The following is a 26,723-nucleotide window of genomic DNA, read 5'->3' as shown; positions in this document are numbered from 1 at the left end:
CCAGGGTTAAACTAAGACAACCAATTAAGCGGTGGAATAGCTTTTCCCTTTAGTCTTATTTCAAAGTATAGACCGTTTTGTTTAATTCCGCCGCTATGACCTACACTAGCAATTTGCTCATTTTGACGTACGTACTGGCCCTTGCTCTTAAATAGAGATTGATTATGAGCATACAAGGTCATGAAGCCTTGCCCGTGATCAATGATAAGAAGTAAACCATATCCTTTAAGCCAGTCACTAAATACAACTTTCCCAGGGTAAACGGCAGTTACTACGGCTCCTTCATCGGCAAAAAATGTCACCCCTTGGTTCATTTTTCGTAGAGAACGGCTCTGGCTCTGGACCGGGGACGGCAATTTTTTGCGCATCTGGTTAAAGGGTGTGCTTGCAGTGGGAATACTTTGTTGTGTTGCTAATGATTTGAGTAAACGTGCTAAATTTTCTTTATTTTTCCGAACGTCATGCAACCTGTTTTGTTTATCTTGAATTTCATGGTTCAGTGATTGAATTAGAGTTTTATGATAATTTTTATTTTCTTGTAGTTGCTGTTGATGTTGAGTAAGTTCTGATTTTAATTGTTTATTGGCAATAAGTTCTGTTCTCAATTTTTCCCTGCTCTCGCTAAGGCTCGTGCGGGTTTTATCAATTTTATCGATAAGCTGTTGCCGTGATTTAACGATGTATTGATAATATGTTAAAGTTCGACTCACTTTATTGGGATCATCCTGATTCAGGAGTAATTTAAGCGGTTGATATTCTCCCATTTGATAACGAGCACGTACGTGGTTCGCTAATAATTGCTGTTGGGTAATCAGCTGTTGGTTTAGTTGATTTACTTGTTCTTGTAGGTCAGTAATTTTATTTTCTGTATTCTTGATCTCATTTTGGATGAAATGTAATTTATGAATCCCTGCACCAATTTGCTTTTCAGTTTCAGACAATTCCTTATTTAATAGGCCTCGTTTATCGTGAGCTGAATTTAATGTTTTTTGGAGGCTGTTAATTTGCGCATCCAATTGTTTTAATTTATTTTGTGTTTGCACAACAGCAGATGTGGATTCTGCATGGCCCCCGAAACAAAGCAAAAGACCAAAGAGTAATCCGGAAAAATAAGTTGTACCATTTTCTATCCTAGATCGCATTTGATATGTTGCTTCAGAAGAATAGTTTTTCGTCGATATAATGTCCGAATCCTTATGTACTCGTTTCGAAAGAGGTTTATTGCATTTTAATTTCTGTCTGATTGTTATTGAGCTGTGAAAACAATAATCTTTAACATCTGAGCGACATAAATTAAAAGAAACTTTATCATTCCATTTATTCATGAGTATTTTTTTCTAACAATTGACGACCTGTCATTTCCGCAGGTGGAGTAATTCCGAGTAAGCCCAGCATTGTTGGTGCGATATCAATCAAGCTACCTTCGCTTTGGGTAAAGTGCCAATTACCTCCAACGTATACTAATGGTACAGGTTCACTAGTATGAGCAGTATGTGCTTGATGAGTTGTTTCGTCAAACATTTCTTCAGCATTGCCATGATCGGCCGTAATGAGCAACTTCCCTCCTTGCCTTGCTAGTGCATGCCATACTTTGCTCATGCATTGATCAAGACATTCGATTGCGCGAATTGTGGCCTTAAAATCTCCACTATGTCCTACCATGTCAGCATTCGCATAATTGCAAATAATGACATCATAATCTTGGCTGTTAATTGCCTCGACCAAACTTTCTGTTAATTGTGGTGCACTCATTTCAGGTTGTAAGTCATATGTAGCAACTTTGGGAGAGGGTATTAAAATTCTTTCTTCATTAGTAAAAATATTCTCGTTTCCACCGTTAAAGAAAAAAGTTACATGAGCATATTTTTCTGTTTCTGCAATGCGTAATTGACTTAAGCCATGGGTTGAAAGCACTTCTCCTAAGGTATTATTTAAAGGAATAGGAGGAAAAGCCTGGGTTGTTGGTAAGTTTTTATCATATTGAGTCAGGCTGACAAAATAGGATAATTGCGGCTGCACTGCTCGAGTAAATTTTTTAAACGTTGGATCAATAAAAGCTGTGGTTAATTGTCGCGCTCTGTCTGCACGAAAATTAAAAAATAAAACGGCATCTCCATCCTCAATTGCTTTCTTCTCCCCTATAAGGGTAGGCGGTATGAATTCATCAGACAGATTTTGTTGATAATAAGAATTTATTGCTGTTTCTGCATCTTGGAAATGATGCTCACTGTTGCCTTGGGTTAATAAAGTATAGACAGGCTCTACTCTATCCCAGCGGTTGTCTCTATCCATCGCATAATAGCGTCCACTAATCGAACATACTCGGGCTATTGGATTTGATTTTAATTCTGCATTGAGGCGTTCTAAGCTCTGCAATGCGCTTTGTGGTGGGGTATCTCGTCCGTCTAAAAATAAATGCAAATAAACCGACGTAAATTTTTGCTGTGCACATAAGTCGAGCAAAGCAAATAAATGATGTTCATGACTGTGGACTCCTCCTAGAGAAAATAATCCCATGAGATGCAATGATTTTCCATTTTTTTGCAATGTGTTAATGACATCATGGAAGACAGGATTGTGGGCAAACTCCCCGTGATTTATGCTCTCATTAATACGAGTGAAATCTTGTTGTATTACTCTGCCGGCGCCTATATGCATGTGTCCTACTTCTGAATTGCCCATTTGTGCATCAGGTAAACCAACAGCAAATCCAGATGCTTGCAAAAGAATATGGGGGCAGTTTTTCCACCATTCATCCCATTGGGGGGTATTAGCTTGAGCAATAGCATTATGCTTATTATTTTCGTTATACCCCCAGCCATCTAAGATCATGAGCAACAAGGTTGCTTTTTTTTGCATGAAGTTCTCCAGAACACAATCCAAATTTTATGGGGGAAATTATACCTTACTTAATAACTATTTCGTAATGTATTCTCTCGGCTTCTATTATGTTTCTTGCAGTAAAATCATCTATGTGGTTACAACGGCATATGTACGATTTAGAAATCATTGCCGATATTGCTCATGGAAAAAATATTGGGATTATCCGACACTACATTCAGTAGTGACATTTTTGTATTAAAGAGGTTAGACTATGCACCATTTATTAGATTGGGAAGAGTAGTTTGGAACAAAAAATTCCTCAGCATGTTGCCATTATTATGGATGGAAACGGTCGTTGGGCTGAAAGTCGAGGGTTACCGCGTATAGAGGGTCATAAAGCGGGTGTTGAATCAGTAAAAAAAATGATTCGTTGTTGTATGACCAAAGGTATTCCTTGTCTGAGCTTATTTGCCTTTAGTTCAGAAAATTGGTCTCGACCCGCTGAAGAAGTTAATTTTTTAATGGAATTGTTCCTCGAGTCGTTGCGAAAGGAGCTTCCTGAATTGAATCAACATGGGATTCACTTACGATTTACAGGGGATCGTGGTTTGCTCTCGCCTGTATTGCAAAAACAAATGCAGGAAGCGGAGCTTTTGACGGCAAATAATGCGCAATTAATTTTGAATGTGGTTGTTAATTATGGTGGTAAGTGGGATCTGGTGAATGCCGCCAAAAAAATAGCCAAGGCCGTATTGAATGGTGAATTAAACATAGATGAAATAAACGAAACCAGCTTTGCTCATTATCTGGATACAGCAGGGTTACCAGATCCTGATTTATTTATTCGTACCAGCGGTGAGTTACGAATTAGTAATTTTTTCCTTTGGCAGCTTGCTTATACAGAGCTTTATTTTACTGAGGTACATTGGCCCGATTTTGGTGAGCATGAACTTGAATTGGCTTTGACTGCTTTTAATAAAAGAAAAAGAAGATTTGGGCAAATTTCCTAATTAACTCAGGGGCCTTTTACATTGATAGCAATACTGTAAACAGCCCCTAATATTAAGGACAACAAGATGTTCTTACAACGCTTAATTACAACCATAATTCTAGTACCCTTGGTTTTATTACTTATTTTTTATGGTAATCAATGGATTTTGGCAGGTATCGTTTTGGTTATTTTTCTTGCTGCAGCAAGAGAATGTTTTCAATTGATCCCTTTAAAAAATTGGCAGTTACAAGTCGGATTTGTTGCGTTGATGCTTTTGTGTTTATGGGCTTGTGGTTATCTTTTTACATATTGGTTATATGCTGGATTAATTATTTGGGGTTTGAATATTTTTGCCATCCTTAGTTTTCCAGGATCACAGAAATATTGGGGATACCCTGGTATTGTTGCGATGGTGTGTTTGTTGCTCTTACCTTTATTCGTACAAAGTCTTATTCATTTATATTATTTATCTAACGGTAAAGCATTACTTGTTTATTTGCTGTTTTTAATCTGGGTTTCAGATACAGGAGCTTATCTTAGCGGTAAGCTTATGGGAAAACATAAGGTAATTCCTCAAGTTAGTCCTGGAAAGTCCTGGGAAGGAGTTGCCGGTGGTATTATCCTGTCCATGCTGATTGCTTGGGTTGGCTATGGTTATTTTCACCCAGTTTCCGGTGTTCATTGGTTCATTTTAGCCTTATGTACTATAATTATTGCCATATTTGGTGATTTATTCATCAGTATATTGAAGCGCCGTTGTCATTTAAAAGATACAGGCGCCATTATTCCTGGTCATGGGGGTATTTTAGACCGTTTAGACAGTTTAATTGCAGCTTTACCTTTATTTTATTTCGGACTAACTTTGTAACTACTCACATGGGTTATTCAAACCATCCGAGCTTATAAATCGATAAAACAGGATGTTTTTTCGTGAGTGTGCCATAGCAAGAAAGCACTTTTTCTAGGTTTCGGAGAATTCTGGGAGAGTAATTCTCGAGTATTACTTAATTTGGGATAGCACTATGCTTTCAACATTGCTGTATTTTCTTTTGGCTTTAGTATTATTAGTTACAGTTCATGAGTATGGCCATTTTCAAGTGGCACGTTGGTGCGGAGTTAAAGTACTGCGCTTTTCTTTTGGTTTCGGCCCCATTTTGGCACGTTGGTGTGATAAAAAAGGAACAGAATATGCCTGGTCATTATTTCCTCTTGGTGGCTATGTCAAAATGCTTGATGAATCCGAAGGAGATGTTGCCGAGAACGAGCGTCATTTAGCCTTTAATAATCAATCTCTTTGGAAAAGAACTGCAATCGTTCTTGCTGGTCCTTTTTTTAATTTTCTCTTTGCTTTTGTCGCTTTATGGTGGGTATTGGTTATCGGTATGCAGTCTTTAGCACCGATGATTGAATCGGTAAAACCTAATAGCATCGCAGCACAAGCTGGATTAAAAGCCAAAGAAGAAATCATTGCGATGAATGATACTAAAATAAACAGTTGGCGCGATTTTCAATATGCGATTATGCCTCTTGTTGGTTCTCAGGAGACAATTCAATTAACGTTGAAGTCTTTAGTGGATGGGCATCAACGTCAGATTTCTTTGCCTTTGACTGATTGGAAATTGGATAGTAAAAAACCAGATCCTCTCGAAAGTTTGGGTATTGAACCTTTTATCCCTTCAATCCCTCCCATAGTTGGGGAGGTCGTTCCTGATTCTCCAGCAGCAAAAGCAGGATTAGAAAATGGCGATAAAATATTAAGTGTGGATGGGAAAGCTTTTAATGACTGGTTATTTTTAGTTGATTATGTACAGGCACGCCCAGATAAACAATTAACTTTATCAATTAATAGAAAAGGAAGTATACAAAAAGTAATAGTACAAACCGGAAGCCAGAAAAATAAAGGTAAAATTGAAGGATTTTTAGGTGTGCGGTCACAAAAGGTCCAATGGCCATCACATTGGTTACGTTTGGAAAGACAAGATCCCTTAACTGCTGTTGGCACCGCATTACAGCAAACGGCGCAATTGACTGGTACTACATTTACTTTGATGGGCAGGTTGGTCACTGGCCGATTAGGATTAAATAGTATTAGTGGTCCAGTAGGCATTGCTCAAGGAGCAGGTGATTCTGGGCGCAGTGGATTAACTTCCTATTTATTTTTCCTTGCTTTGGTCAGCATCAGCTTAGGGGCTTTAAATTTATTACCCATACCTATGCTAGATGGCGGACACTTGCTTTATTATCTACTAGAAGCAATCCGACGTAAGCCGTTATCTGATAGTTTAAAATCGGCAGGAGCTTATCTGGGGTTATTGCTATTAGCCGCGCTGATGTTTATTGCATTGACTAATGATTTATCGAGACTCGCAGGATAGTTGGAGCGACTAATCAAATCGCAATCGCAATCGCAAAGTATTGGCAAAGTCGGGGAACAAAAACTTGACAGTAGTTTCTACTTCCTATAAAAAGTGTTTCAATTTTTGGTGTACAGAGTTTGAGTATTAAAAGTACACGTAGTACTGGGCGTAAAATAATAATGAAAAAAATCAGCAGTAAATTTATATTAGGTGTTTGTTGTTCCTCGCTCATAGCCTGGTCTTCACAAACGATAGCAGCAGATACTTTTGTCGTGCGCAGCATTAAAGTTACCGGTTTGCAACGCGTTTCTACTGGAACAGTACTCAACTATATCCCTGTCCAGGTTGGAGAGGAGATAGGTCCTGAATCAACTGCTGAGATTATTCGAACTCTTTATGATACTGGTTTTTTTCAGTCTGTTTCATTGGAGCGACAAGGCAATACTTTAATTGTTAATGTAACAGAAAGAGCAACCATCGGCTCAATTAGTGTGGTAGGAAATAAAGAAATTCCTAGCGACAAGATGAAAGAGTTCCTCAAAGAAATGGGCTTGACCAAGGGACGCGTATTTCAGACATCCACTTTGGAGCGTTTGGAGAAAGAGTTAAAGCAAGCTTATAACGCTAGAGGAAAGTATAACGCGCGGATTGAAACTCGAGTTAGCCCTTTAACCGATAATAGAGTGGGTATTACCGTTACGATTTCTGAGGGACGTGTCTCACGCATTAAACAAATCAAAATAATAGGTAATCACGATTTCTCTAAAAATGAATTGTTACCCGAGTTTGCTTTATCAAAATCCAGCATCTTTACTTATTTTACTAAAAAAGATCAGTACTCCAAGTCAGGTATGGATGCATCTTTAGAAGCATTACGCTCTTTTTACATGGATAGAGGTTATTTGAAGTTTAAAATTATATCATCACAGGTGTTGCTGTCGCCCGATAGAAAAGACGTCTTCATCAATGTTCATATTGAAGAGGGGCCTCAATATCATTTTTCAGGCTATAAAGTAGTAGGAAAACCGATATTGGCACCAGAAAAAATTAATTCATTAATCCAGGTAAAAAAAGGTGCTGTTTTTTCACGCAAAAAGGTAACGGATTCAATTTCTGCTATTGGGCTGGCGTTAGGGGATGTTGGTTACGGCTTCCCTGCAATAAATGCAGAACCGCAAATCGATGAAGAGAACAAAACCGTATTCATTAATTTTATTGTGCAACCAGGACGGCATGTTTACGTTCGACGCATTAAATTTCATGGCAATACCAAAACCAGTGATTATGTATTGAGAAGTGTAATTCGTCAGGATGAGGGGGGATTATTATCTCTTCATAATATTAAAGAATCTGAAAGACAATTGCGCTTATTAGGGTATTTAAAGAATGTTGATGTAAAAACCACTCCAGTACCCGAAGCAAACAACCAGGTTGATTTAGATGTACAAGTAGAGGAGGCGCCTTCTGCTGAAGCAAGTGCTTCTATTGGTTATGGTACTAATGGTTATCAATTAAATGCTTCAGTAAATCAACATAACTTTATGGGTACAGGACGCTCCATGGGTGCTGCATTTACTGCAAGTAAATGGGGACAAGACTACACTGTAAATTACTATAACCCATTTTATACCGATACAGGGATAGGACGTGGTCTCAATCTTTACTACGCACGCGTCGATCCCAGAAACCTCAATGTCAGTACATACAACTCTAACCGTTTTGGTGGAGACGTAAATTACAGTATACCTCTCGGTGAAACAAGCAGATGGCAATTAGGCTATGGTTATCAGGATGTAGAAATTAAAAGTGTTGGTAATGTAGTGCCTATTAAGAATTTTGTGCAAATGTATGGAACTCATTTCCAGGAAATTCGTCTATCTACAGGATGGAGTCGTAATAGCTATGATCAATTTCCATATCCTACAAAAGGGCTCAACCAACAACTTTCTGGCGTAATTGCATTACCTGCCAGTTCGAATTCTTTATCCTATTATAAGGGTTCATATCAAGCGCGTCTGTATCAGCCTATAGCACGTGGGTGGATTTTCTCCTTGCAAGGGTTTGCAGGCTATGGAAATTCTTTTAACAATAATGGACTACCATTTTTCGAGAATTATTATGCAGGGGGTACTGCACAGCCTGGCCAGGTACGTGGATATGACAGTTACTCTTTAGGTCCATTAGATAATTACCGTAATTCCGTGGGCGGTAACTTGTTACTTACTGGAACGGCGGGAATTATCTTGCCTTATCCCTTAAGTCGAGATAACGTACGTACAACGGTGTTTGTTGATGCGGGTAACGTCTTTGGTGTGAATACCTTACCTACCTTGACTGGACAATATGAAGGTCCTTTAAGATACTCAGCAGGCCTTTCACTTGAATGGCGTTCTCCTTTTGGACCTTTGGCATTTAGCTTGGCTAAGGCATTGAATCCTCAACAATTCGATCAAACGCAGATCTTCCAGTTTGCTCTATCTTCAGGATTTTAATTTATAATTTTCTATCCCCACTCTCACGATTGAGAGTGAGGATAAGTAATTTCTTATATATTATAAAATTATCGAAAATCATGTTGTACATATCGCAACCTATTTCGAATTATGCTAGCATCATGCTCTTTAATTTAGGAGATTAGTTATGAAACGGTTAGGTCTGGTCATAATGACCTTTGTTTTCAGCGTGTTTGGCGCAAGCGCATTCGCTGATACAGCAAAAATTGGCGTAGTTGATCTACAAAAGATTATGCAAACTTCCAGTCAAATAAAAGAAATCCAAAAGAAATTGGAGAAAGAGTTTAAGCCTCGTCGCGACAAACTTGTAGCTGTTGAAGCAGGAATTAAAGCTGATATGGAGAAGTTCAAGCGTGATAGTTCAATCATGAGCGCGACTCAAAAGAAAGAAATGGAAAAGAAAATTGTTAGTGCACAACAACAATTTGAGCGTGATGGTCAGCAATATCAACAAGAATTAAGTACCGCAAATAATGAAGCAATGGAAGCATTGTACGCTAAAGTTCGTGCAGCTATTGCAAAAGTTGCGAAAGATGACAAGTACGATCTTATTGTACAAAAAGATGCGGCTCCTTTCAGTGCAACTACTCTTGATGTAACTGATAAAGTTGTCAAAGCAATTAACTAATTCGGCGATATAAACTTGCTGACTTTAGCAGAACTTGCGGATCAATTAGATGGCGTGTGGCATGGAAATGCTGATCACGCCATTTTTTGTTTTGCCTCCCTTAGTCGAGCTACTTCGCAGGATGTTGCTTATTACGATAAATCCATATTACGCCAAGCTCTGGATACTACATTAGCCGGGGCAGTCTTACTTAGAGCGGAACATCAGCATTTATATCGTGGAAACTGTATCGTCGTCTCTCACCCTTTAAACGCGATGATACATGCTACCCAGCTTTTATCAGTACCCATGTTTCCAAGATCCGGGATTGATCCTACGGCGATAATTCATCCATCTGCTCAATTAGGTCAAGATATATCAATAGGTGCTTACAGTGTAATTGGTGCTGATGTTCAAGTTGCTGATGGAGTTACTATAGGAGCAAATGCTGTTATTGAATCTTCGGTACGAATTGGTGAACACACTAAAATTGGACATGAAGTAGTAATCCATACAGGTTGTCAGTTAGGTGCCCACGTGGTTATAAATTCTGGCTGTGTTATTGGCGCATCTCCGTTCAATTATTTAAAGGAACATGGGCGCTGGCAACAGGGCTATAGTGTGGGTGCTGTTATTATTGCAAATGACGTGCATGTAGGATCTAATACTGTAATTGACCGAGGTTCTTTAAGCGATACTTATTTGGGTGAAGGGGTCTGTATTGATAATTTAGTCCAGATTGCACATGACGTATTGATAGGTAAAAATACAATCATTGCGGGTTGTGCTGCTGTAGGTGCTTATGCGCAAATTGGCGCAGATTGTATTGTTGGTGGTGCTAGTTGTATCGCGGCTCATGTGCATTTAGCTGATGATGTAGTGATCACCGGAATGTCCACAGTAAGCAAATCTCTTGCTCGAGCTGGAATTTATTCCTCTGGAACTTTAGTACATGAACACCACCGTTGGCGTCGTAATGCAGCACGATTTCGACGATTGGATGATTATATAGTAAAGCTTGGTACCTTAGAGAAAAAGTTAAGCAGAATTGAAGAGGAATAAGTTTTAACATTAGCAATTGATTTAGACTTGTTAAAGCAGGATAATGTTTTCTCTTTTGGACCTCACTTTTGGCCCATACCAAGCATATTTATTTAAGCGAGAAACTGCGTATGAGTGAACCTGTAGATATAAAACAGATTTTTAATATATTGCCGCACCGGTACCCAATGATCCTGGTAGACAGGGTATTAGATTACACACCATTTGATTGTTTGACCGCGATAAAAAATGTCACGATTAACGAGAATTTTTTTACTGGCCATTTCCCAGAAAATCCAATTATGCCCGGCGTATTGATGCTGGAAGCGTTGGCACAAGCCAGTGGGCTCTTAGCGGGATTGTCTCAAACACCTGAAGAAAATTATGGTATTTTGCATTTTTTTGCCGGTATCGATAATGCAAAATTTAAACATGTGGTTACTCCAGGAGACCAGCTGCGCTTGGAAGTAAAAATATTAGCAAGAAAAAGAGAATTTTGGCGTGTGCATGGCGAAGCTTATGTAGGTGATAAACTGGCCTGTTCCGCGGATTTATTAAGTGCTGCGAAGGAAATTCAAAAGTGATAGATGAACGTGCGATAATTCACCCTAGTGCAAAACTGGCAAAAGGGGTATCAGTAGGTCCTGGCGCTATAATCGGTGCTGAAGTAGTGATAGGTGAAAATACGTGGATTGGTCCTTATGCAGTCATTGAGGGGCCAACAACTATAGGAAAAAATAATAAAATTTTCCAATTTGCTTCAGTGGGAGATGCGCCACAAGACATTACTTATAAAGGCGAACCAACTCGATTAGAAATCGGTGATGATAACATCATCCGTGAATATTGTATGATTAGCCGTGGAACCGTTAAAGGGGGCGGTGTTACTCGTATTGGTAATAAGAACTTTTTAATGGCATATTCCCATGTCGGTCATGATTGTATGATTGGCAATCAAATTATTTTAGTAAGTTATGCTGCATTGTCAGGGCATGTAACCGTTGGTGATTATGCGAACATAGGTGGTTATGCAGCAGTACATCAATTTTGCCATGTTGGGCCCTATGCGTTTATTGCTAGAGCTTCTTATGTAAGTAAAGATGTACTTCCTTATCTCATGATTTCTGGTGATACAACTTCAGCATGTGGCATTAACACAGTCGGATTGCGTCGAAGAGGATTTTCATCTGAAGCGATTGATGGCTTACGACGTGCTTATAAAATTATTTTCCGCAAAGGATTAACAGTTCAACAAGCTGTCGCTGAATTAGAATTGATGCAAAGTGAATGTCCTGAAGTAGTTCTGATGATTGACGCTTTAAATCAATCCACACGTGGAATTGTTAGGTAAACCGAATATAAGTATTTAATAAGTTAGAGTGGATATTATATGCTAGACATTCAATTATTACGTGATGATCCGCAATTTGTCGCTTCGCAGTTATTAAAGCGAGGTTTTAAATTTGATGTTTCATCTTTTACGGCTTTAGAAGAAAAGCGTAAGGCGTTGCAAGTTGCAACTCAAGCATTGCAAAATGAGCGTAATTTACGTTCTAAAGCTATCGGTGAGGCAAAATCTCGCGGCGAAGATATTGAGCCAATGCGCGAGGATATGAATCGTCTTGCTAAAGAGTTAGATGAGAAGAAAAGTGAGTTGGATGACTTGTTACAGCAAATTGAAGCCATTGCTTTAAGGATGCCTAATATACCTCATGAATCTGTTCCTGTTGGTGAAAACGAGCAACAAAATCAGGAAGTGAGACGTTGGGGTACGATTCCGACTTTCGATTTTCAAGTCAAATCTCATGATGAGTTGGGTGATAGCTTAGGCCAAATGGACTTTTCCTTAGCTGCGAAACTGACTGGTAGCCGTTTTGTAGTTATGAAAAATCAATTGGCTAGATTACATCGAGCTTTGATTCAATTTATGTTGGATATCCATACTCAACAACATGGTTACCAAGAAATTTATGTACCATACATTGTCAATGCAGACAGTTTGCTGGGAACGGGGCAACTACCAAAATTCGAAGAAGATTTATTTAAGTTAACGGGAGATCACGGATATTACTTGATTCCTACTGCAGAAATTCCTGTAACGAATACAGTGCGAGATACTCTTTTGGAAGAATCGGTTTTGCCTATTCGTTATGCCTGCCATTCACCTTGTTTTCGTAGTGAGGCTGGTTCTTATGGTAAGGATACTAAAGGAATGATCAGACAGCATCAGTTTGAAAAAGTTGAGCTGGTTTGGATTACTAAGCCTGAAGACTCTTATGCCGCTTTGGAGCAATTGGTCAATCATGCAGAAACAATTTTACAACGTTTAGAATTGCCTTACCGGGTTATGACTCTTTGTACGGGTGATATGAGTCCCAGCTCAGCAAAGACTTATGATTTGGAAGTTTGGTTACCCAGTCAAAATACTTATCGGGAAATCTCATCTTGTTCCAATATGGAATCGTTCCAAGCTCGTCGCATGAAGGCACGTTATAGACATGAGCAAACCCGTGAAATTGAACTGGTTCATACACTCAATGGTTCTGGGCTTGCTGTAGGTAGAACATTGGTTGCTTTGATGGAAAATTATCAAGATAAAGACGGAAATATTCACATTCCAATGGCTTTAAGACCCTATATGGGGGGGATTGAGTCCATTCAATGTGCAGTTTAAAAACTGCAATCGATATTCAATTGCGTTGATAGCTTCTTTGTTGCAGCTTTGCTGCAACAATCTTCAAGAGTAAGCTTCTTTTAACTTAAACTCTAATGTTATTTTCTGTTTTTTGTTCATTTAAATTAAAAATTGGCTCATAATGCTTCGTTGTTTTAAGCTTATATTGCGGTGATGATGAAAAAAAAGTGAGACGTTGAGCCATAAAAGGACGATTTTTTATATTTATAGATTGTTTGGCAAATTTCGTAAAAAAAGTTAAATGACAATCGGTATGCACTGTTGTTGAGTTATGAGGTTTTTCTATACACAATTCATCTTCACAATACTCGAGCATCAGATTTTCCAATTCCTCTTCAAGGGTTTTCATTTTTTTTATCTTGAGTTCAGGTGATAGTTGATGAAAAATTTTTATCTGATTCATATCGGATAAATCATGAGCATGACGTTTCAGCTTTTCCAGATTGAAACTTCTTATTTTTGGAGCAAATAATACACTTAAGCAATTCCATTTTTTTTGTTTTACCTTGCGGCTCATTTTTTTAGTTAAAGCGATTGAATGACGCAGTTTCGCTATAAAGGATGGAATTTTAAACAATTTTTCAATGATATTAAATTGTCTTGTAACTGTCAGAAAAAATAATAAGTTGTATTTGCATAGGAATTTAAACTCATTGTTTTTTTGTTCGTTTTGATGTATCACATCCCTTTTGTTAAGGGTTGTATTAATTTTTCTGAGCCATTCTAAATAGGATACAAGCAAGGGATGGTTTGCTTCTGACAAGTCTTGTTGTTTGAAAAATAATCTATGCGGGTTTTGAATAGTCCTTTTTAACGGTGCATCCAGTACAAATTGAATGGTATCCATATCACTCAATTCCTGTTCGTCCAAGTTTTAAAAGTATAGTTGTTTTTGTAAAAAGTGCATTTATTTTGGGCGTACTGGATTTTTAGTTATCTTTCAGTGGGTTGGTGAGTGAACTTTGAATTACAAAATGATTCTTGCAGGGACTTACTAAAAACTCCATCTCTTCGTTAAATAATGCCTTTAATTTAGTCAATTAGTATATCTAGACTCCTTTATTAAAAGCATTTTTTGCCTCGAACTTGGGGGGGGCGTAAGTCCTGTCTTGGTGATCTGCTCCTTTTAATTTTAATTGCTGTGATGCCCGGAAAAGACGGGGGATTTTTAGAGAAACCTAAAATTTGGACAACTTTATCAATAAGTCCTAATATAATTAACAATAATAATATTTACCGAAATGAGGGAATCGTGCATGGAAAAAGCCAAGGCGCATTTTAACAATCACATTATTATGATTGGGTTTGGTTGTATTGGCCAAGCTTTATTGCCCTTACTTATTAATAATTTAAATATTAAACCATCACAGATTACAGTGATTACCAGTGATGATACATCGGTTCATGTGGCGCAAAAATTTGGAATAAATTTTCAGGGAAAAACAATTAAACGTGATAATTATGTTGAGATCATAGGAAACCGATTACACCCGGGCGATTTTGTAATTGATGTTTCAATAACTCTTTCCAGTTATTGTCTGCTTACCCTTTGTGAACAAAAAGGGGCTCTGTACATTAACGCCTCTACTGAACGATGGGGTGATGAATTTATATTAGAAAATATACCGCCAGAATCTCGAACCAATTATTTGTTACGAGAAGAAGTACTGAAATTAAAAGGAAAAACCAGTAACACAGCGCTCATAACTCATGGAGCCAATCCTGGTTTAGTATCGCATTTTGTAAAACAAGCGCTATTAAATATGGCCCAGGATAATCAAATCAAAATACAGACACCTAAAACCAGTTTTGATTGGGCTAGACTCGCTTATAAATTAGGTATTAAGGCGATTCATATTGCTGAACATGATACTCAAACTGCACTACCTGTCAGGGCTATAGGTGAGTTTGTTAATACATGGTCGATTAAAGGATTTATTGAAGAAATAAGGCAACCTGTTGAAATTGGTTGGGGAATTCATGAGCGGCATATACCGGAGGGAGCGAAATTTCATTCAGTTGGCCCTCAATGCGCTATTTATCTTGAGCATCCTAGTGCTAGCGTTAAAGTTCGCTCGTGGACTCCAAGCTTTGGGACATACCATGGTTTTTTAATCACTCATCCCGAAACAACGTCAATTACTCATTTTTTGACGTTGAAAAATGACACTGAAGTACAATATAGACCAACGGTTCTGTATGCCTATTGTCCATGTCCTGATGCGATTCTTTCATTACATGAGCTTTATGGAAATGAGTGGATACCCCAAGAAAATAGTCGCTTACTCGTTGACGACGTGAAGCAGGGTGTCGATGAGTTGGGTGTTTTATTAATGGGAAATCCTAATGGCGCTTATTGGTTTGGTTCAACCTTATCTATTGAACAAGCGCGAGCACTGGCTCCGCATAATAATGCGACCAGTCTACAAGTAGTCGCAGGGCTATTTGCTGGAATTATTTGGGCAATTGAGCATCCTAATCAAGGAATCGTTGAACCCGAAGAGCTGGATCATGACGAAATTTTGAAGGTTGCTTTGCCTTATCTTGGTACTGTAAATGGATATTACACTGATTGGAATCCATTAAAAAACAGAGGATGGTTATATTCAGAAAACGTGGATGTCCATGATCCTTGGCAGTTTGTTAATATGCAGGTTTAATCAATTGAAAAAAATATGAATCCTTTGTTTTTCAAAATAATAGCACAATAAATTTTTATTTCTTATCCTGTTTGATTTACTGGATTAACATCCAATTTAATTGTACCCTTCGTAATGACCTAAACGCGATGTTCTATTAAGTCTATATGTTGCTTTAATTTCGATCTTAATTTAGGAAGATTATGGTTATCTACGAAGTAAATTTGGTCATTGATGAAGATATTTACCCTCAATTTCAATTATGGCTAAAAAAGCATGTCAAAGAAATGCTTCAGTTTCCAGGCTTTATTCAAGCAAGTATTTTAAAACCTGAAAATGAGAACACAGCAAATCAGGAAAAATTAACAGTCCAATATCAATTGGAAAATAGAGAATCCTTAAAAGTATACTTCACTGAATTTGCACTGAAGATGCGTGAAGAGGGGCTTAAGTTGTTTAAAGATAAATTTTCCGCTCAAAGAAGGGTTTTCGAGGTAGCTGCCATCATCTTGAAATAAGAAAATTTGCATCGAAAGTATGTTTTCATATAGCCTTTTCAGCTTGTGGAGAACATCGCATTTTGTCCTTTGGATTAATATAGGATATAGAATGAGACAGATAATTAAATTTGGATTTATATTGGGTTTGTCGACAAGCGGCAGTGCGTTCAGTGCCGAGCCTGTTCAGGGGCTATATTTGGGATTATTGGGACAGCTGAGTCATGCTACAAATCTTGACCTTAATTTTTCACTCACTCAACTCCCTAATTTAGGAACTATAGGAACAGTACAATTAGGACCAGTTGGTGGTGGGATAGGAGCTTCTCTTGGATATAAAATACAGAATTTCCGACTAGAGGGTGAGTTTCTTTTTAATATAAATAATTATGGTCAATTAAATGCAGGCTCTTGTACCCTTATAAGTCCTGCCGTATTAGGCCCTGAAGGAACATGTCCTGCTGAAGTTGTGGATGTTGGCTTGGGATTTAATGGTTATACCATAGGATTATATGGATTTTTCAATGCGTTTTATGATTTTCTATCCTCTGACCCTAATGTGAATTTTGTTCCCTATCTGGGAGTAGGTGTAGGCGGAGCTGATATTTTGAACCATGCCGTATTTCAAAGTAATAACCAATGCATTTCCTTGGGAACTTGCTCACCAATCGTCAATGAGAGCTTCAATAACTCACATTTTGGCTTTGCAGCACAAGGTATCATTGGATTTAATTATTATATTGACGATTTTACTACCATTGGCCTGGATTTTCGTTACGTTTCTACATTTAATTTTAGTAATAATAACTCTGGTTCTTCTACTACGAATTCAAGTAACAGTGCTTTTGGAATAAGCACCATCAATCTTACCGGAAATTTTGCTCTGGAGAAGGCTAGCTAATAGCCAAGATAGGGATTTCAAAATAAGATATTTTGATTCTATAGTTAATTAAATGGAAGTATTTACTTGATACAACTTAGGAAAGAATCATGGCATTAAAATATGATGTGATCGTTTTAGGTGGTGGTAAAGGTGGTAAAACACTAGCTGTCGATTTAGCAAAAGCGGGTCAACGAGTTGCCCTGGTCGAAGACAACCAAATTGGTGGAACTTGTATTAATGTGGCATGTATTCCCACAAAAACACTCGTACAATCCGCCAAGATAGCGCACTATTGTCGTTCAGCATCAGCCTATGGCTTGGAAGCCACTCTGGCTCCCATTGACTTTAGAGCGGTTCGCACTCGTAAAGATGCAATAGTTAAAATGATGCGCGAAGCTAATTTAAAACAATTTTTAGATTCTGGGATGGATCTCATGTTGGGACGAGGGCATTTTGTTGGACCTAAGACTATTGAAGTGAGTCTATCATCACCACGAAATAATCGAAAAGTAGTGGAAATTACTGCCGATCAAATCTTTATTAATACAGGTGCCTTACCTTTCGTACCCTCCATTCCTGGTCTTGATAAAATAAAATATCATACCAATGACAGCTTGATGAATGTCGATAAGGTTCCCAAGCATTTGCTTATAGTTGGTGGCGGTTATATTGGTTTGGAGTTCGCCCAGTTATTTCGTCGTTTAGGGGCTGATATCACGGTGATAGAGGCGGATAGCAAGTTTCTGGGACGCGAAGACAGAGATATTGCTGAACAGGTTCTAGATACTTTAACTAAAGAAGGAATTCATTTTTCATTGAATACTAAAATCAATAGTATTCAAGAAGAGGATGGTGACATAGTGATCCATGTGAATCAGAATGGGAAGTCCGAGCTGATTCGTGGAAGTGATGTGTTGATTGCTGTTGGACGTCTTGCAAATACAGCAGGATTAAATTTAGAGAAAACGGGTGTTGAGCTTGATGAGCGCGGTTTTATCAAAGTAAATGAATACCTTGAAACAACAACTAAAGGGATCTGGGCTTTAGGTGATGTAAAGGGCGGGGCCCAATTTACACACTTATCCTTAGATGATTATCGTTTAGTCAAGCATAATCTACAAAACCCACAAAATAAGCATTCTGCTCAAGGCCGACTTATTCCTTATACAGTCTTCCTCGATCCAGAATTAGCACGGATTGGCATGACAGAAACGCAAGCCCTTGCCCAAGGGTACTCTCTAAAAGTAGCAAAAATTCCCGCTGCAGTTATCCCTAGAGCAAAAACACAGGGAGAAACAACAGGTCTTTTAAAAGCTGTTATTGATGCAAAAACAGATCATATTTTAGGTGTTTCTATTTTTTGTGCCGAGGCGGGTGAAATCCTTGGAGTAATCCAATTGGCCATGGAATTAAATATACCTTATCAAAAACTTCGCGATGTAATGTTTGCCCATCCTACATTAGTTGAATGCATTAATTTGTGGTTTGCCGCAGCAGAAAATGCCAAATCTTAAGCCCAGTATGTTGAGTTAAAGCAACTCAACATGACCTAAAATCATACTGATCGACGATGAGTTTTATCCATTCACAAATGGATTTTTTTGTTCTATTTTAATAAAAATAGAATTAATATTTGATTGTTTGTCCTTAATGCGCTCAAAAAATACCAAAAAGTGTTGATTTCAATTTCATCTTATGTAAACCTTGCGCACTATGAGTAGGAAATTAATTTACACAATAATCTGTATTAGTTGCCTTATATTCGGTGTGGTTGGGCTGTCGGTTTATAAGAAAGCCAAAGCGCATGAGAAACCACTTAGTCCTAAAAAAGAAGTTGTTAAAACCGAACCTGTAAGGAACTCTACGGCAAAAAATAATAGCCCACACGAGAGTGTTGGAAAAATAGTGAATATGGCACCTAAGAGTGCTCATAAAGCGGTAGCTGATGCAAGAGAAAACTCTCGACCTAAGCACACTCCAAGAACGGTTATTATGAAAAGCCACAATATTGCTTTAACCAAGGTATCTTTTGAAGAATTACCAGGCTGGGATACTGCAGATGTTAAGAAATCTTTAGTAGCATTTCAGAAATCATGTGAGACGTTCTTGAAACAGGCCCCGTCTCATACGATCAGGACGCAACACATTAAATTAAAAGCTCGAGATTGGCATCCGGCATGTAAAGCGGCTTTGGCTCTGGATTCAATTTCAGACGACTCAGCAAAAGAATTTTTTGAGAAGTGGTTTCGTCCTATTGAGTTTGCACAAAAAAAGCCGGTTCATGGTTTATTTACAGGCTATTACATGCCTAAAATCAAAGGGAATTTAACAAAAAGCCCTAAATACAATACGCCGATTTATGGGCTACCAAAGGGTAAATATTCAACCTCCTATACACGCGAGCAAATTGATAATGGGGCTCTTAAGAAAAAGGCACGGGTGATTGCATGGATCCACAGTCCCGCCGAACGGCTTTTCTTAGAAATAGAAGGCTCTGGTGTTATTCAGCTGCCTAATGGTGAAAATATATACCTAGGCTATGCAGGTGAAAATGGTGCTCCATACACATCAATTGCGAAAGTGATGATTAATCAAGGGATCATGACCCGACATAATGCATCTAAAGCTGCGATTATACGCTATTTAGAAAGTCATCCTGAAAAAGCCAAAACGATTATCCAGAAAAATAAATCCTTTGTCTTTTTTGAAGATTTAAAAGAACCCATGGCTCTTGGCGCTCAGGGGATGGCTCTTACACCAGGATATTCTTTAGCTGTAGACAAAAAATGGATTCCACTTGGCGCCCCTCTTTGGTTGGATACAAAACGGCCAGCTAAAGATCAAACAAGTGAAAAGCAATTTCAACGCCTTATGATTGCACAAGATACAGGTGGTGCAATTCGTGGATTTATGCGAGGCGATATTTATTGGGGTTCAGGAAAGTTTGCTACGTTTTTAGGTGAGCATATGAAAAATGAGGGGCATTATTGGCTACTTCTTCCCAAACATATTTTAAATCGGTTGGCGAAAAAGGCACTTTAATCCCGGTCTTAATAAACCCGAAAGGGATCATTTATATTCTATTGACCAGCGCCCTTGTTAAATTAATAAAATGGAATGTACATTTTGAAGAAAATCGGTTTGCACCTTATGGTGGGATGTTCTGTGGGAATCTGTTTTGGGTTGTTTTTTAATACGATTCTCAATATAGAATTGATGCAAAGCATCATTAATTGACAGCCCAAAGTGCATATAAATCTGAGTTTTCCCATACCCTGCTATCTATTGATTATCCCTTGGGAGCAGTAATTTTGTTGCTGTCACCCTTAAATTGATTGATGGGAACTGCCATGATTAAAAAATCATTCTTATCAAACGAAAACGCACCAACATCTTCCATACCCAGTTTTTTATGAGCATTAACAGAACGTAGATTTTGGCTAGAAATCAGGACGACGTATAATTCCAATTCGGGACGCTCATTCAAGAGGAACTCGGAGAGCTTATTATAAAGATTAAAGAATAGACCTTGGCCTCTGTAAGCTTTGTCAATGCAGACAGGACCAGAAATTGCGATATTATACGTTGATAGAGGTTTCCCTTGATAAGTAATATCAGGAAAACAATCCAGCATTGAAGCGACCAAGGGTATATTTTTATTGTATTCCACTGAGTTGACACAAATATAACCACAAACTCGCTCTTTATCTTTACAAACAAAGACGCAAATATCTTCATCCATAGATTTGAGTTGCTCTACCGAAAATGCTTCAGAAAGATAACCATCTGCTTTTTCTGATGAAGATAACCTAGAAATTAAATTTTCATTTTGCAGAACAACTATTTGTTCAAAATCATTTAAAAGGGGTCTTTCATATTTCATAATGCATCGCTCTTTCTAACAAAAACTAAATATCCTATCGTCTTTAAAGATTAGCATAAATTTGATTTTTCCAAGCTGTGTGCAGCCAATAAAACCATTTTTCATTTTGGAATGGTCTTGAGTGAAAATTTCATAGGCCTGATTGCTATTTTTCATCGGATTAATTAAGCGTAGAATGAATAGGTTTTGTAGATTAAAAAACTTTTTAGGAGGCAATACATGGAAAAGTTGGACAAAAATTTCAATTCTCCTGAGCAACTTTTTAAAAAAATTATTTCCGAACGACGGGCAACTCCAAATTTTGATGGTTCGCCGGTTTCCGATCATGACCTCGCTGCAATTGTAAAAGCTGGGATGGAAGCTCCAAGTGGTTACAATCTTCAACCATGGCGATTTATTGTAGTTCGCGATATGAAACAAAAGCAACGTTTACGCGAAGCAGCTATGGGTCAACCCAAGGTAGAAGAAGCGGGTTGCGTCATAGTCTGTTGTGGCGATTTGAATGCCCCTCGCGGAGAAAGTTTAGACGCAGTGCTGCAGGAATCAGAAAAGCATGGCTTCAATAAAGAGCAAAACTTAAAAGTAAAAGCACTCCTTGAAAATACGTTCAGTGCCCCAGCGGGAAATGCAATGGGTTTTGCACCGGATTATGCCGTGTGGGTTAATCGTCATGTCATGATCGCATTTACTACGATGATGTGGATGGCTGAAGCCCTGGGTTATGATACAGCTCCCATGGAAGGTTTTTTTGAGGATCAGGTAAAATCTGTGCTTGAAATCCCCCAAGACATTCGTGTCGTTGCCTTGCTTGGCATTGGCAAACGAAAAGGTGCCGATAAATTGTATGCAGGCCGCCGTCAAGCGCATGATATTTGTTTTGCAGATAAATGGGGCGAAGGTGTCGACTTTTTAGGCATTTAATGATGGTTGGGCTGTGCCCAACATCGTTCAATATATCATATGGCACTTTTTATATTCAGGAACCCAAATGAACCCCCAGGATATTGCTCTTGATACAGGTACATTCAATCATGTGATCTCTAGGGCATGTTTTTAAAATTTTAGCCACATAAAATACTTACTAGAGTTAGTGCACCCAAAAACATTAGTGCTGTATATCATAACGAGTAGCACTGTGTCTAAAATTCCTATCGTAACTTATTGTTTCATTTATTTTTTTTTAGAAGAAAGAGATTGAGCGGCAAAATAGATTGAATTGTGCTCTCCATGGCTATTAGTTCTACACTTAAGGTGCGCTTATCAGCCCCAAAAAGGTGAAATATGTACAGTAGAACTGGAGTGTTTTCTTCTAATATAAAAAGTAGTCCTTCATCCAGATCCTTATGGACTCGCACTCAATCTTATTCAAAAACATTGAGTTCACAGTGGACAATTGAGACACAATGTTTTCCAACGAGTACTTTTTCTGGTAAAAAGTTAGACGAATTTAATCTTTTCAGCCTCTTTTACATACCCCGAACATATAATCTTGCTTTTAGGGGGATGTCAAAATTAGAAGCTGACTGTAAATATAATCAAGAAATGCATGGTTTAGTTGGAAGAAGTCCTCGCTCATTTAGAGTTGAAGAAAAAGAAATAGAGATGCTTTAACATCAACGGGGTAATATTAAGGGAGTTGATTATAGTGAGGAGCATAAAGCAGCAATAATTTCTTACTTTTCAGGAGGAACGAGTTTAGAGTTCTTTGAGGAAATGGAAATGGAAATGGAAATGGGGAAAGAGGAGCCTCGCAAATTTAAATAATGGGGCCAATTTTCTAATCGTAAAATTACCTTTGTAGCATGTGATTCTGCGTCAAGTTAATTGGAGTTATTCTAAAATAGTTTTTTATAATATAAAGAAAAAAGACTATATCGATAATAAGTAATATCGGATTTATTTTTCATCGTTTCATGAATTGATGGAGTTAACAAAACCACAAAAACATAGTTTTCTATCGTAGTTTTCTATCGTGTATCATATTAATCTAGAAACAATTGCATAATTGAGATACCAGATTAAAGAAGTATTACTTTTTTAATTTGTACTGAAAAGAATCCTCAGTTATTAGAAGTTTGTTAAGAGCCCTTTTAAATTTAAAGAAATAGGATTGCGATGGACAATTTTGTAGAAACACCAAACATTAATAATATGGATTCCTTGGAACTATCTGAAGAAGACATACACTCACAAGCCAATAAATGTATTTTGGAAGCACAATATCTTGTATTCCAAAAACTCCCCAGAATCATTGGGCAAATTATAGAGCATGAAGTTTGGAAAGAAAAAAATTATAAAAACTTCGGAGAGTATGCATTGAAACAATCATCCTGTGGTTTAAACATTACCAATAATCACAGATTATGGCTATTAAAGTGTGCTATGGATATTCATGGCCAACATGCAGTTGAATGGGGTGATGTTCTGAATGAAGTTGATGGATCGGTCAGGACTTATGCTAAAAAAAATAAAATTCCAATTAAAGAGTTGGATAAAAATTTATATGCGCTAGATAGTAAACATACAAATCCAGATGTTGAGGAAACAATCACATATTTGCCTTCACGATCTAAATCAAATGATGGCCAGCTTCTTAAGTTAAGGAACAACGATAAGGAGACATATAATAAAGTAGTGCAAGGTGAAATAGCGTTAAAAGATGTATTGCCCTCACCAACACCAAGGAAACAGTTAGCTCCCATTGAATCAGTTAAAAATAAATTCAAAAGTCTGTCTGATGCTGATCGTGAGGCATTTTTAGCCTGGATTGATGAGCAAAAAAGTGGTTTTGAGGACAATTAAAGCATCATCTTATGTCTGATTAATTGTGTTATATGTAAACAAGCAGAAGCAGGTCTTGCCTCTAGGATAAAGAAAAGACCTAAACTCTATTTGCTACTTATTGGTTGCTTGCAAAAATAAGACCGGTAGGTCCTGCAGTTTGACCGCCAGAAGATCCAAACATTGTTGTTCCTGTTACACCTAGAATTGAAGGTAGGAATAATAAAGCGGCAGAAATAAAGACTAGAGCAATTGGCGTTCCAATTGGAATTTGAGTAGGATTATCTTTGTGCTGTTTGAACTTCATAATAGCCCCGATGGAAAATCCCAAACCAGCCAAATAAGCACCAGCAGTAATCAATTTAGCCAGGTTCTCAAATGAGCTAGTAATTGTTGATGCCATACCCCCTAAAGACAGGACTTCATTACTTGCAGCTGCATCATGGCTTACTAATGTCATAACTGTAAGACACGCAATACTACTTAACCAATAACTAAAACCAGTTTTATTTATAATGTTACTTCTCACAACTTTTTCTCCAAAATTAACAAAAAATCTGGACATGATATTATTTTAATAAATCTTATTATCTTACAAAATAATTAGAATTTAAATTTACATATTTATATTTGCAAATAAAATCCCCTATTTGTTTGACCTTTAATTTCAAAAGTATTGAAATGTAATCATATTAGAGTCTATTTACATTTCATTTAATTCCGCCTACTTCCCATCTTTAGGTGCGAGATCTATAAAGAGGCACAATAAAATGTACCTATTGTAATGCGGCCTTTACTGGATTCTGCCACATAAAGCGCGGAACGTAGGCTAATGAAGCAATGGTCAACAGAGCCTAGAAAATTACGAAAATATTAAATGGTAGTAGAGGATTATGATGAGCATAACTTAACTCATACATACTCACGAGAAAATTTTGAAGACATCAATATATCCAGCCCAAACCTGCAATAAAAATTTAAAGGCTTGGGCCGATGGCAGCTATATCAGCAATTTTTCGGGTAGGCTTTCGGATGCGGGCTCTTCTGATGATGCCGATGACTCCGATGATGCCGAATTTTTGACCTTATCATGAAGTGTGAATAGCCCAAGGCGACCATAAATATCGCTGATTCTGGAGCTTAAACCAGCATTTTTCTTCAATTTCGTGCTGAGGTTTTCATCCAATTTTTTCATAAAGGTAAGCGCTTTTGAAATCCGTTGATAGTGAGGAGTATCTGGCAAAAAATTCTTCTTTTGAGCCTCAAAGAAATTAATCATTTGTTTCAACAGATGTAAATTTTCTGGTGAACCTTCTAAATTGCTCAACAATATATTAGCAAGAGGATGTTTTTCATCTTCAATAATAGGTAATAAGAGTGGCAGTCCAACAGAATCATTTCTTAATAAAGACATTTTATGGGTCAATAAAATATTGAAACATTGTTCTGTTTTCGAGGAGCTAAAATCACACTGCAATAAATAAGCCAATATTGAATCATAACTTTTATTATGCACTTTGAACTTAAATTTTTCTAAATCATATTTTTTGTTTTTCAATAAAAAGTTGAGTAAATTTGCATTTAACTCTATTAGTGTTTTTTTTAAAATAGTGTCATCAAGCGCAACTGAAAAAAGAGGGCTTAATTGGACTGCTTCATCAAATTTATTTTTAAACAATAATGAATGAAGATGTTTTCTTCCTACGGATATAACAGTTTGCTCCATTTTCTTTAACATTTGGATAGAATTCACTTTAGAAGAAGAAACTATCAATTGTAATTCGCTTATTTGCTGAAATAGATCTTGTATTACTGCAGTTTTTTCTGATTCATCGGTTATCGTCCCAATCTGAAGGAGCTTATCAGACAATTTATTTATCCTAGGGGTAAGCGACTCCTCTTTAACTGTATCATTCATGGGGGAGTATTTGCTTTTTTTTGAACTAGCTGTTTTTCTTACATTAGCGACATCTGCATTAGTTAATTGTGATGCCTCTGTAGTGGCTGATTGAGTTGAAGAAGATGCAATTTTTTTTGTTTTTCTAGATGCACGAGGAGAAGATATTTCAGAGTCAACCTTTTGGTAAATTGTTTTCAACAACGCAATTTTTTTTTGCATGTCTTCTCTCGAGTTGATTGCATCCAACTGGGTAATTAATTTAATTTGCTGATCTAATGTGGTTAAATATTGTTTCTTATTTTTTTCCAGATTTATTGATAAATTAACTGTTACTTTATCTAATGCTTCAATTCTATATTTAAGCAGAGCACAATGGTTATTTTGTTCAGCTCTTAACTGAGTAATAATCGAACTCATCGCCTGTGTACTCACGGCTAACCAGTCCACATCAAATTGATTCACTGCAATCGACTCATGCTCCTGATTGCTTGTTTCTAAAACGAGGTGTGGAGAGGAAATCATTGTATCCAATTGATCAAAATAAACGTGGAGACGATAGGTTTGTTTTTGTTTATCCTTAAAAATCGCGGTGTAATGATATTCGCTCAGTGTATCAATTATACTCAGCGGCTGCTCATAAATACTGATATGATGCTCAATTAAAGTTAATCCCTCTGGAAATTTATTTTTTTTCTTTGGAAGCTGAAGCAGATAATAGGACGTGCCGTTTAAGTGTGTTTGTCGGAATAAGGTTGCTTTATCAAACCATTGCTTATCGTGTTGAAAAATTTCAGTATGAATAAAATTGTATAGTTTATTAAGATACATATTATTTCTCTGTTTCAGACGCAGATTGAATCTCGGTACAGCTCTCCTTCGCCATGAGGAGTTTCGATTATAATTAGATAGGTTTAGTCGCATTTAAGCTTAGAGAATATTAGCAAGCTTTGCTTAAATGAATATTAAGAAGACCTATTATTTAAGGAATAATCCAGGGCGATTTCATCAAAGTTTAAGAATAGAACAGATTGATATGAGAATTCCCAGATGTTTATTGAATTTTAAATAGACACTTTAAATAAGAAGTGATAAAAATCAGGCACCTACGTTTCC

Annotated in this window: 22 protein-coding genes; 16 read left to right on the top strand and 6 right to left on the bottom strand. The window is 37.4% G+C overall.

Going from position 1 to position 26,723, the window contains the following annotated elements:
• Positions 1-11: 11 nt before the first annotated feature.
• Both ELY20_RS12930 and gpmI read right to left on the bottom strand, forming a co-directional pair.
• Positions 12-1,142, bottom strand: coding sequence for a murein hydrolase activator EnvC family protein (locus ELY20_RS12930; RefSeq protein WP_110142971.1), 1,131 nt, complete (start codon positions 1,140-1,142; stop codon positions 12-14).
• Positions 1,143-1,317: 175 nt separating this feature from the next.
• Positions 1,318-2,859 (bottom strand): 2,3-bisphosphoglycerate-independent phosphoglycerate mutase, encoded by a 1,542-nt coding sequence (gene gpmI, locus ELY20_RS12925; protein ID WP_110142948.1) that lies wholly within the window; start codon positions 2,857-2,859, stop codon positions 1,318-1,320.
• A gap of 266 nt (positions 2,860-3,125) precedes the next feature.
• Here gpmI and ELY20_RS12920 point away from each other — a divergent pair, with 266 nt between their 5' ends.
• The 9 genes from ELY20_RS12920 (at position 3,126) to serS (ending at position 13,006) form a co-directional block, all read left to right on the top strand.
• On the top strand, positions 3,126-3,833 hold the full coding sequence (locus tag ELY20_RS12920; protein ID WP_110142949.1) for an isoprenyl transferase: 708 nt from the start codon (positions 3,126-3,128) through the stop codon (positions 3,831-3,833).
• A gap of 66 nt (positions 3,834-3,899) precedes the next feature.
• Complete coding sequence (locus tag ELY20_RS12915) at positions 3,900-4,682, top strand: phosphatidate cytidylyltransferase (RefSeq protein WP_110142950.1); 783 nt, start codon at positions 3,900-3,902, stop codon at positions 4,680-4,682.
• 154 nt (positions 4,683-4,836) lie between these two features.
• A complete protein-coding gene (gene rseP / locus ELY20_RS12910) occupies positions 4,837-6,189 on the top strand; it encodes an RIP metalloprotease RseP (RefSeq protein WP_110142951.1) in 1,353 nt (450 codons plus the stop codon).
• A 161-nt stretch (positions 6,190-6,350) separates the two neighbouring features.
• Complete coding sequence (gene bamA, locus ELY20_RS12905; protein WP_110142952.1) at positions 6,351-8,663, top strand: outer membrane protein assembly factor BamA; 2,313 nt, start codon at positions 6,351-6,353, stop codon at positions 8,661-8,663.
• Between the two features lie 148 nt (positions 8,664-8,811).
• The gene (locus tag ELY20_RS12900) at positions 8,812-9,312 is read left to right on the top strand and encodes an OmpH family outer membrane protein (protein WP_110142953.1); all 501 of its coding nucleotides are present in this window, start codon (positions 8,812-8,814) and stop codon (positions 9,310-9,312) included.
• Positions 9,313-9,327: 15 nt separating this feature from the next.
• Positions 9,328-10,353: a UDP-3-O-(3-hydroxymyristoyl)glucosamine N-acyltransferase gene (lpxD, locus tag ELY20_RS12895; protein WP_110142954.1), complete on the top strand. Its 1,026-nt coding sequence runs from the start codon at positions 9,328-9,330 to the stop codon at positions 10,351-10,353.
• Between the two features lie 110 nt (positions 10,354-10,463).
• On the top strand, positions 10,464-10,916 hold the full coding sequence (fabZ, locus tag ELY20_RS12890) for a 3-hydroxyacyl-ACP dehydratase FabZ (protein ID WP_058466790.1): 453 nt from the start codon (positions 10,464-10,466) through the stop codon (positions 10,914-10,916).
• A complete protein-coding gene (gene lpxA / locus ELY20_RS12885) occupies positions 10,913-11,683 on the top strand; it encodes an acyl-ACP--UDP-N-acetylglucosamine O-acyltransferase (RefSeq protein ID WP_110142955.1) in 771 nt (256 codons plus the stop codon). Before fabZ ends, lpxA begins: the two co-directional genes overlap by 4 nt.
• Positions 11,684-11,722: 39 nt before the next feature.
• A complete protein-coding gene (gene serS, locus ELY20_RS12880; RefSeq protein ID WP_110142956.1) occupies positions 11,723-13,006 on the top strand; it encodes a serine--tRNA ligase in 1,284 nt (427 codons plus the stop codon).
• 85 nt (positions 13,007-13,091) lie between these two features.
• Here serS and ELY20_RS12875 read toward each other — a convergent pair whose 3' ends face one another.
• Entirely contained in the window at positions 13,092-13,874 is a 783-nt protein-coding gene (locus tag ELY20_RS12875; protein ID WP_110142957.1) for a hypothetical protein, read from the bottom strand.
• A 409-nt stretch (positions 13,875-14,283) separates the two neighbouring features.
• Here ELY20_RS12875 and ELY20_RS12870 point away from each other — a divergent pair, with 409 nt between their 5' ends.
• From ELY20_RS12870 to mltA, 5 genes are all read left to right on the top strand, one after another.
• A complete protein-coding gene (locus ELY20_RS12870; RefSeq protein ID WP_110142958.1) occupies positions 14,284-15,687 on the top strand; it encodes a saccharopine dehydrogenase C-terminal domain-containing protein in 1,404 nt (467 codons plus the stop codon).
• 182 nt (positions 15,688-15,869) lie between these two features.
• Positions 15,870-16,184 (top strand): DUF4286 family protein, encoded by a 315-nt coding sequence (locus ELY20_RS12865; protein ID WP_110142959.1) that lies wholly within the window; start codon positions 15,870-15,872, stop codon positions 16,182-16,184.
• A gap of 91 nt (positions 16,185-16,275) precedes the next feature.
• Positions 16,276-17,064: an outer membrane beta-barrel protein gene (locus tag ELY20_RS12860; protein WP_110142960.1), complete on the top strand. Its 789-nt coding sequence runs from the start codon at positions 16,276-16,278 to the stop codon at positions 17,062-17,064.
• 89 nt (positions 17,065-17,153) lie between these two features.
• Positions 17,154-18,560: a mercuric reductase gene (locus ELY20_RS12855; RefSeq protein WP_110142961.1), complete on the top strand. Its 1,407-nt coding sequence runs from the start codon at positions 17,154-17,156 to the stop codon at positions 18,558-18,560.
• A 199-nt stretch (positions 18,561-18,759) separates the two neighbouring features.
• Positions 18,760-20,088, top strand: coding sequence for a murein transglycosylase A (gene mltA / locus ELY20_RS12850; RefSeq protein WP_233590594.1), 1,329 nt, complete (start codon positions 18,760-18,762; stop codon positions 20,086-20,088).
• Positions 20,089-20,335: 247 nt separating this feature from the next.
• On the opposite strand, the gene ELY20_RS12845 is transcribed toward mltA, so the two are convergent.
• Positions 20,336-20,929, bottom strand: a complete 594-nt coding sequence (locus ELY20_RS12845; RefSeq protein WP_110142962.1) for a GNAT family N-acetyltransferase — start codon at positions 20,927-20,929, stop codon at positions 20,336-20,338.
• Positions 20,930-21,148: 219 nt separating this feature from the next.
• Between ELY20_RS12845 and ELY20_RS12840 the strand changes: the two genes are divergently transcribed.
• Positions 21,149-21,850 carry a nitroreductase family protein gene (locus ELY20_RS12840; RefSeq protein WP_110142964.1) on the top strand — a complete coding sequence of 234 codons (702 nt, stop codon included), beginning with the start codon at positions 21,149-21,151 and terminating at the stop codon, positions 21,848-21,850.
• 1,194 nt (positions 21,851-23,044) lie between these two features.
• Complete coding sequence (locus ELY20_RS12835; protein WP_199739243.1) at positions 23,045-23,731, top strand: hypothetical protein; 687 nt, start codon at positions 23,045-23,047, stop codon at positions 23,729-23,731.
• Between the two features lie 97 nt (positions 23,732-23,828).
• Here the strand turns inward: ELY20_RS12835 and ELY20_RS12830 are convergent, their stop codons facing one another.
• Together ELY20_RS12830 and ELY20_RS12825 are read right to left on the bottom strand one after the other, a co-directional pair.
• Positions 23,829-24,239, bottom strand: a complete 411-nt coding sequence (locus tag ELY20_RS12830) for a type IV secretion protein IcmD (RefSeq protein ID WP_110142974.1) — start codon at positions 24,237-24,239, stop codon at positions 23,829-23,831.
• A gap of 471 nt (positions 24,240-24,710) precedes the next feature.
• Positions 24,711-26,438 (bottom strand): hypothetical protein, encoded by a 1,728-nt coding sequence (locus ELY20_RS12825; RefSeq protein WP_110142966.1) that lies wholly within the window; start codon positions 26,436-26,438, stop codon positions 24,711-24,713.
• Between the last annotated feature and the right edge of the window lie 285 nt (positions 26,439-26,723).

The organism is Legionella qingyii (genome assembly GCF_003990155.1).
GTDB classification, from domain to species: domain Bacteria; phylum Pseudomonadota; class Gammaproteobacteria; order Legionellales; family Legionellaceae; genus Legionella; species Legionella qingyii.
This window is presented reverse-complemented; position numbering and strand designations above follow the sequence as displayed.

Bases quoted from the DNA above. Each gene is read 5' to 3' on its own strand.
- rseP (WP_110142951.1), top strand. From the start codon at position 4,837: ATGCTTTCAACATTGCTGTATTTTCTTTTGGCTTTAGTATTATTAGTT.
- mltA (WP_233590594.1), top strand. From the start codon at position 18,760: ATGAGTAGGAAATTAATTTACACAATAATCTGTATTAGTTGCCTTATA.
- ELY20_RS12835 (WP_199739243.1), top strand. From the start codon at position 23,045: ATGGACAATTTTGTAGAAACACCAAACATTAATAATATGGATTCCTTG.
- ELY20_RS12930 (WP_110142971.1), bottom strand. From the start codon at position 1,142: ATGCGATCTAGGATAGAAAATGGTACAACTTATTTTTCCGGATTACTC.
- gpmI (WP_110142948.1), bottom strand. From the start codon at position 2,859: ATGCAAAAAAAAGCAACCTTGTTGCTCATGATCTTAGATGGCTGGGGG.
- ELY20_RS12840 (WP_110142964.1), top strand. From the start codon at position 21,149: ATGGAAAAGTTGGACAAAAATTTCAATTCTCCTGAGCAACTTTTTAAA.
- ELY20_RS12865 (WP_110142959.1), top strand. From the start codon at position 15,870: ATGGTTATCTACGAAGTAAATTTGGTCATTGATGAAGATATTTACCCT.
- ELY20_RS12825 (WP_110142966.1), bottom strand. From the start codon at position 26,438: ATGTATCTTAATAAACTATACAATTTTATTCATACTGAAATTTTTCAA.
- ELY20_RS12845 (WP_110142962.1), bottom strand. From the start codon at position 20,929: ATGAAATATGAAAGACCCCTTTTAAATGATTTTGAACAAATAGTTGTT.
- fabZ (WP_058466790.1), top strand. From the start codon at position 10,464: ATGAGTGAACCTGTAGATATAAAACAGATTTTTAATATATTGCCGCAC.
- ELY20_RS12915 (WP_110142950.1), top strand. From the start codon at position 3,900: ATGTTCTTACAACGCTTAATTACAACCATAATTCTAGTACCCTTGGTT.
- ELY20_RS12860 (WP_110142960.1), top strand. From the start codon at position 16,276: ATGAGACAGATAATTAAATTTGGATTTATATTGGGTTTGTCGACAAGC.
- serS (WP_110142956.1), top strand. From the start codon at position 11,723: ATGCTAGACATTCAATTATTACGTGATGATCCGCAATTTGTCGCTTCG.
- ELY20_RS12870 (WP_110142958.1), top strand. From the start codon at position 14,284: ATGGAAAAAGCCAAGGCGCATTTTAACAATCACATTATTATGATTGGG.
- ELY20_RS12900 (WP_110142953.1), top strand. From the start codon at position 8,812: ATGAAACGGTTAGGTCTGGTCATAATGACCTTTGTTTTCAGCGTGTTT.
- ELY20_RS12855 (WP_110142961.1), top strand. From the start codon at position 17,154: ATGGCATTAAAATATGATGTGATCGTTTTAGGTGGTGGTAAAGGTGGT.
- ELY20_RS12875 (WP_110142957.1), bottom strand. From the start codon at position 13,874: ATGGATACCATTCAATTTGTACTGGATGCACCGTTAAAAAGGACTATT.
- bamA (WP_110142952.1), top strand. From the start codon at position 6,351: ATGAAAAAAATCAGCAGTAAATTTATATTAGGTGTTTGTTGTTCCTCG.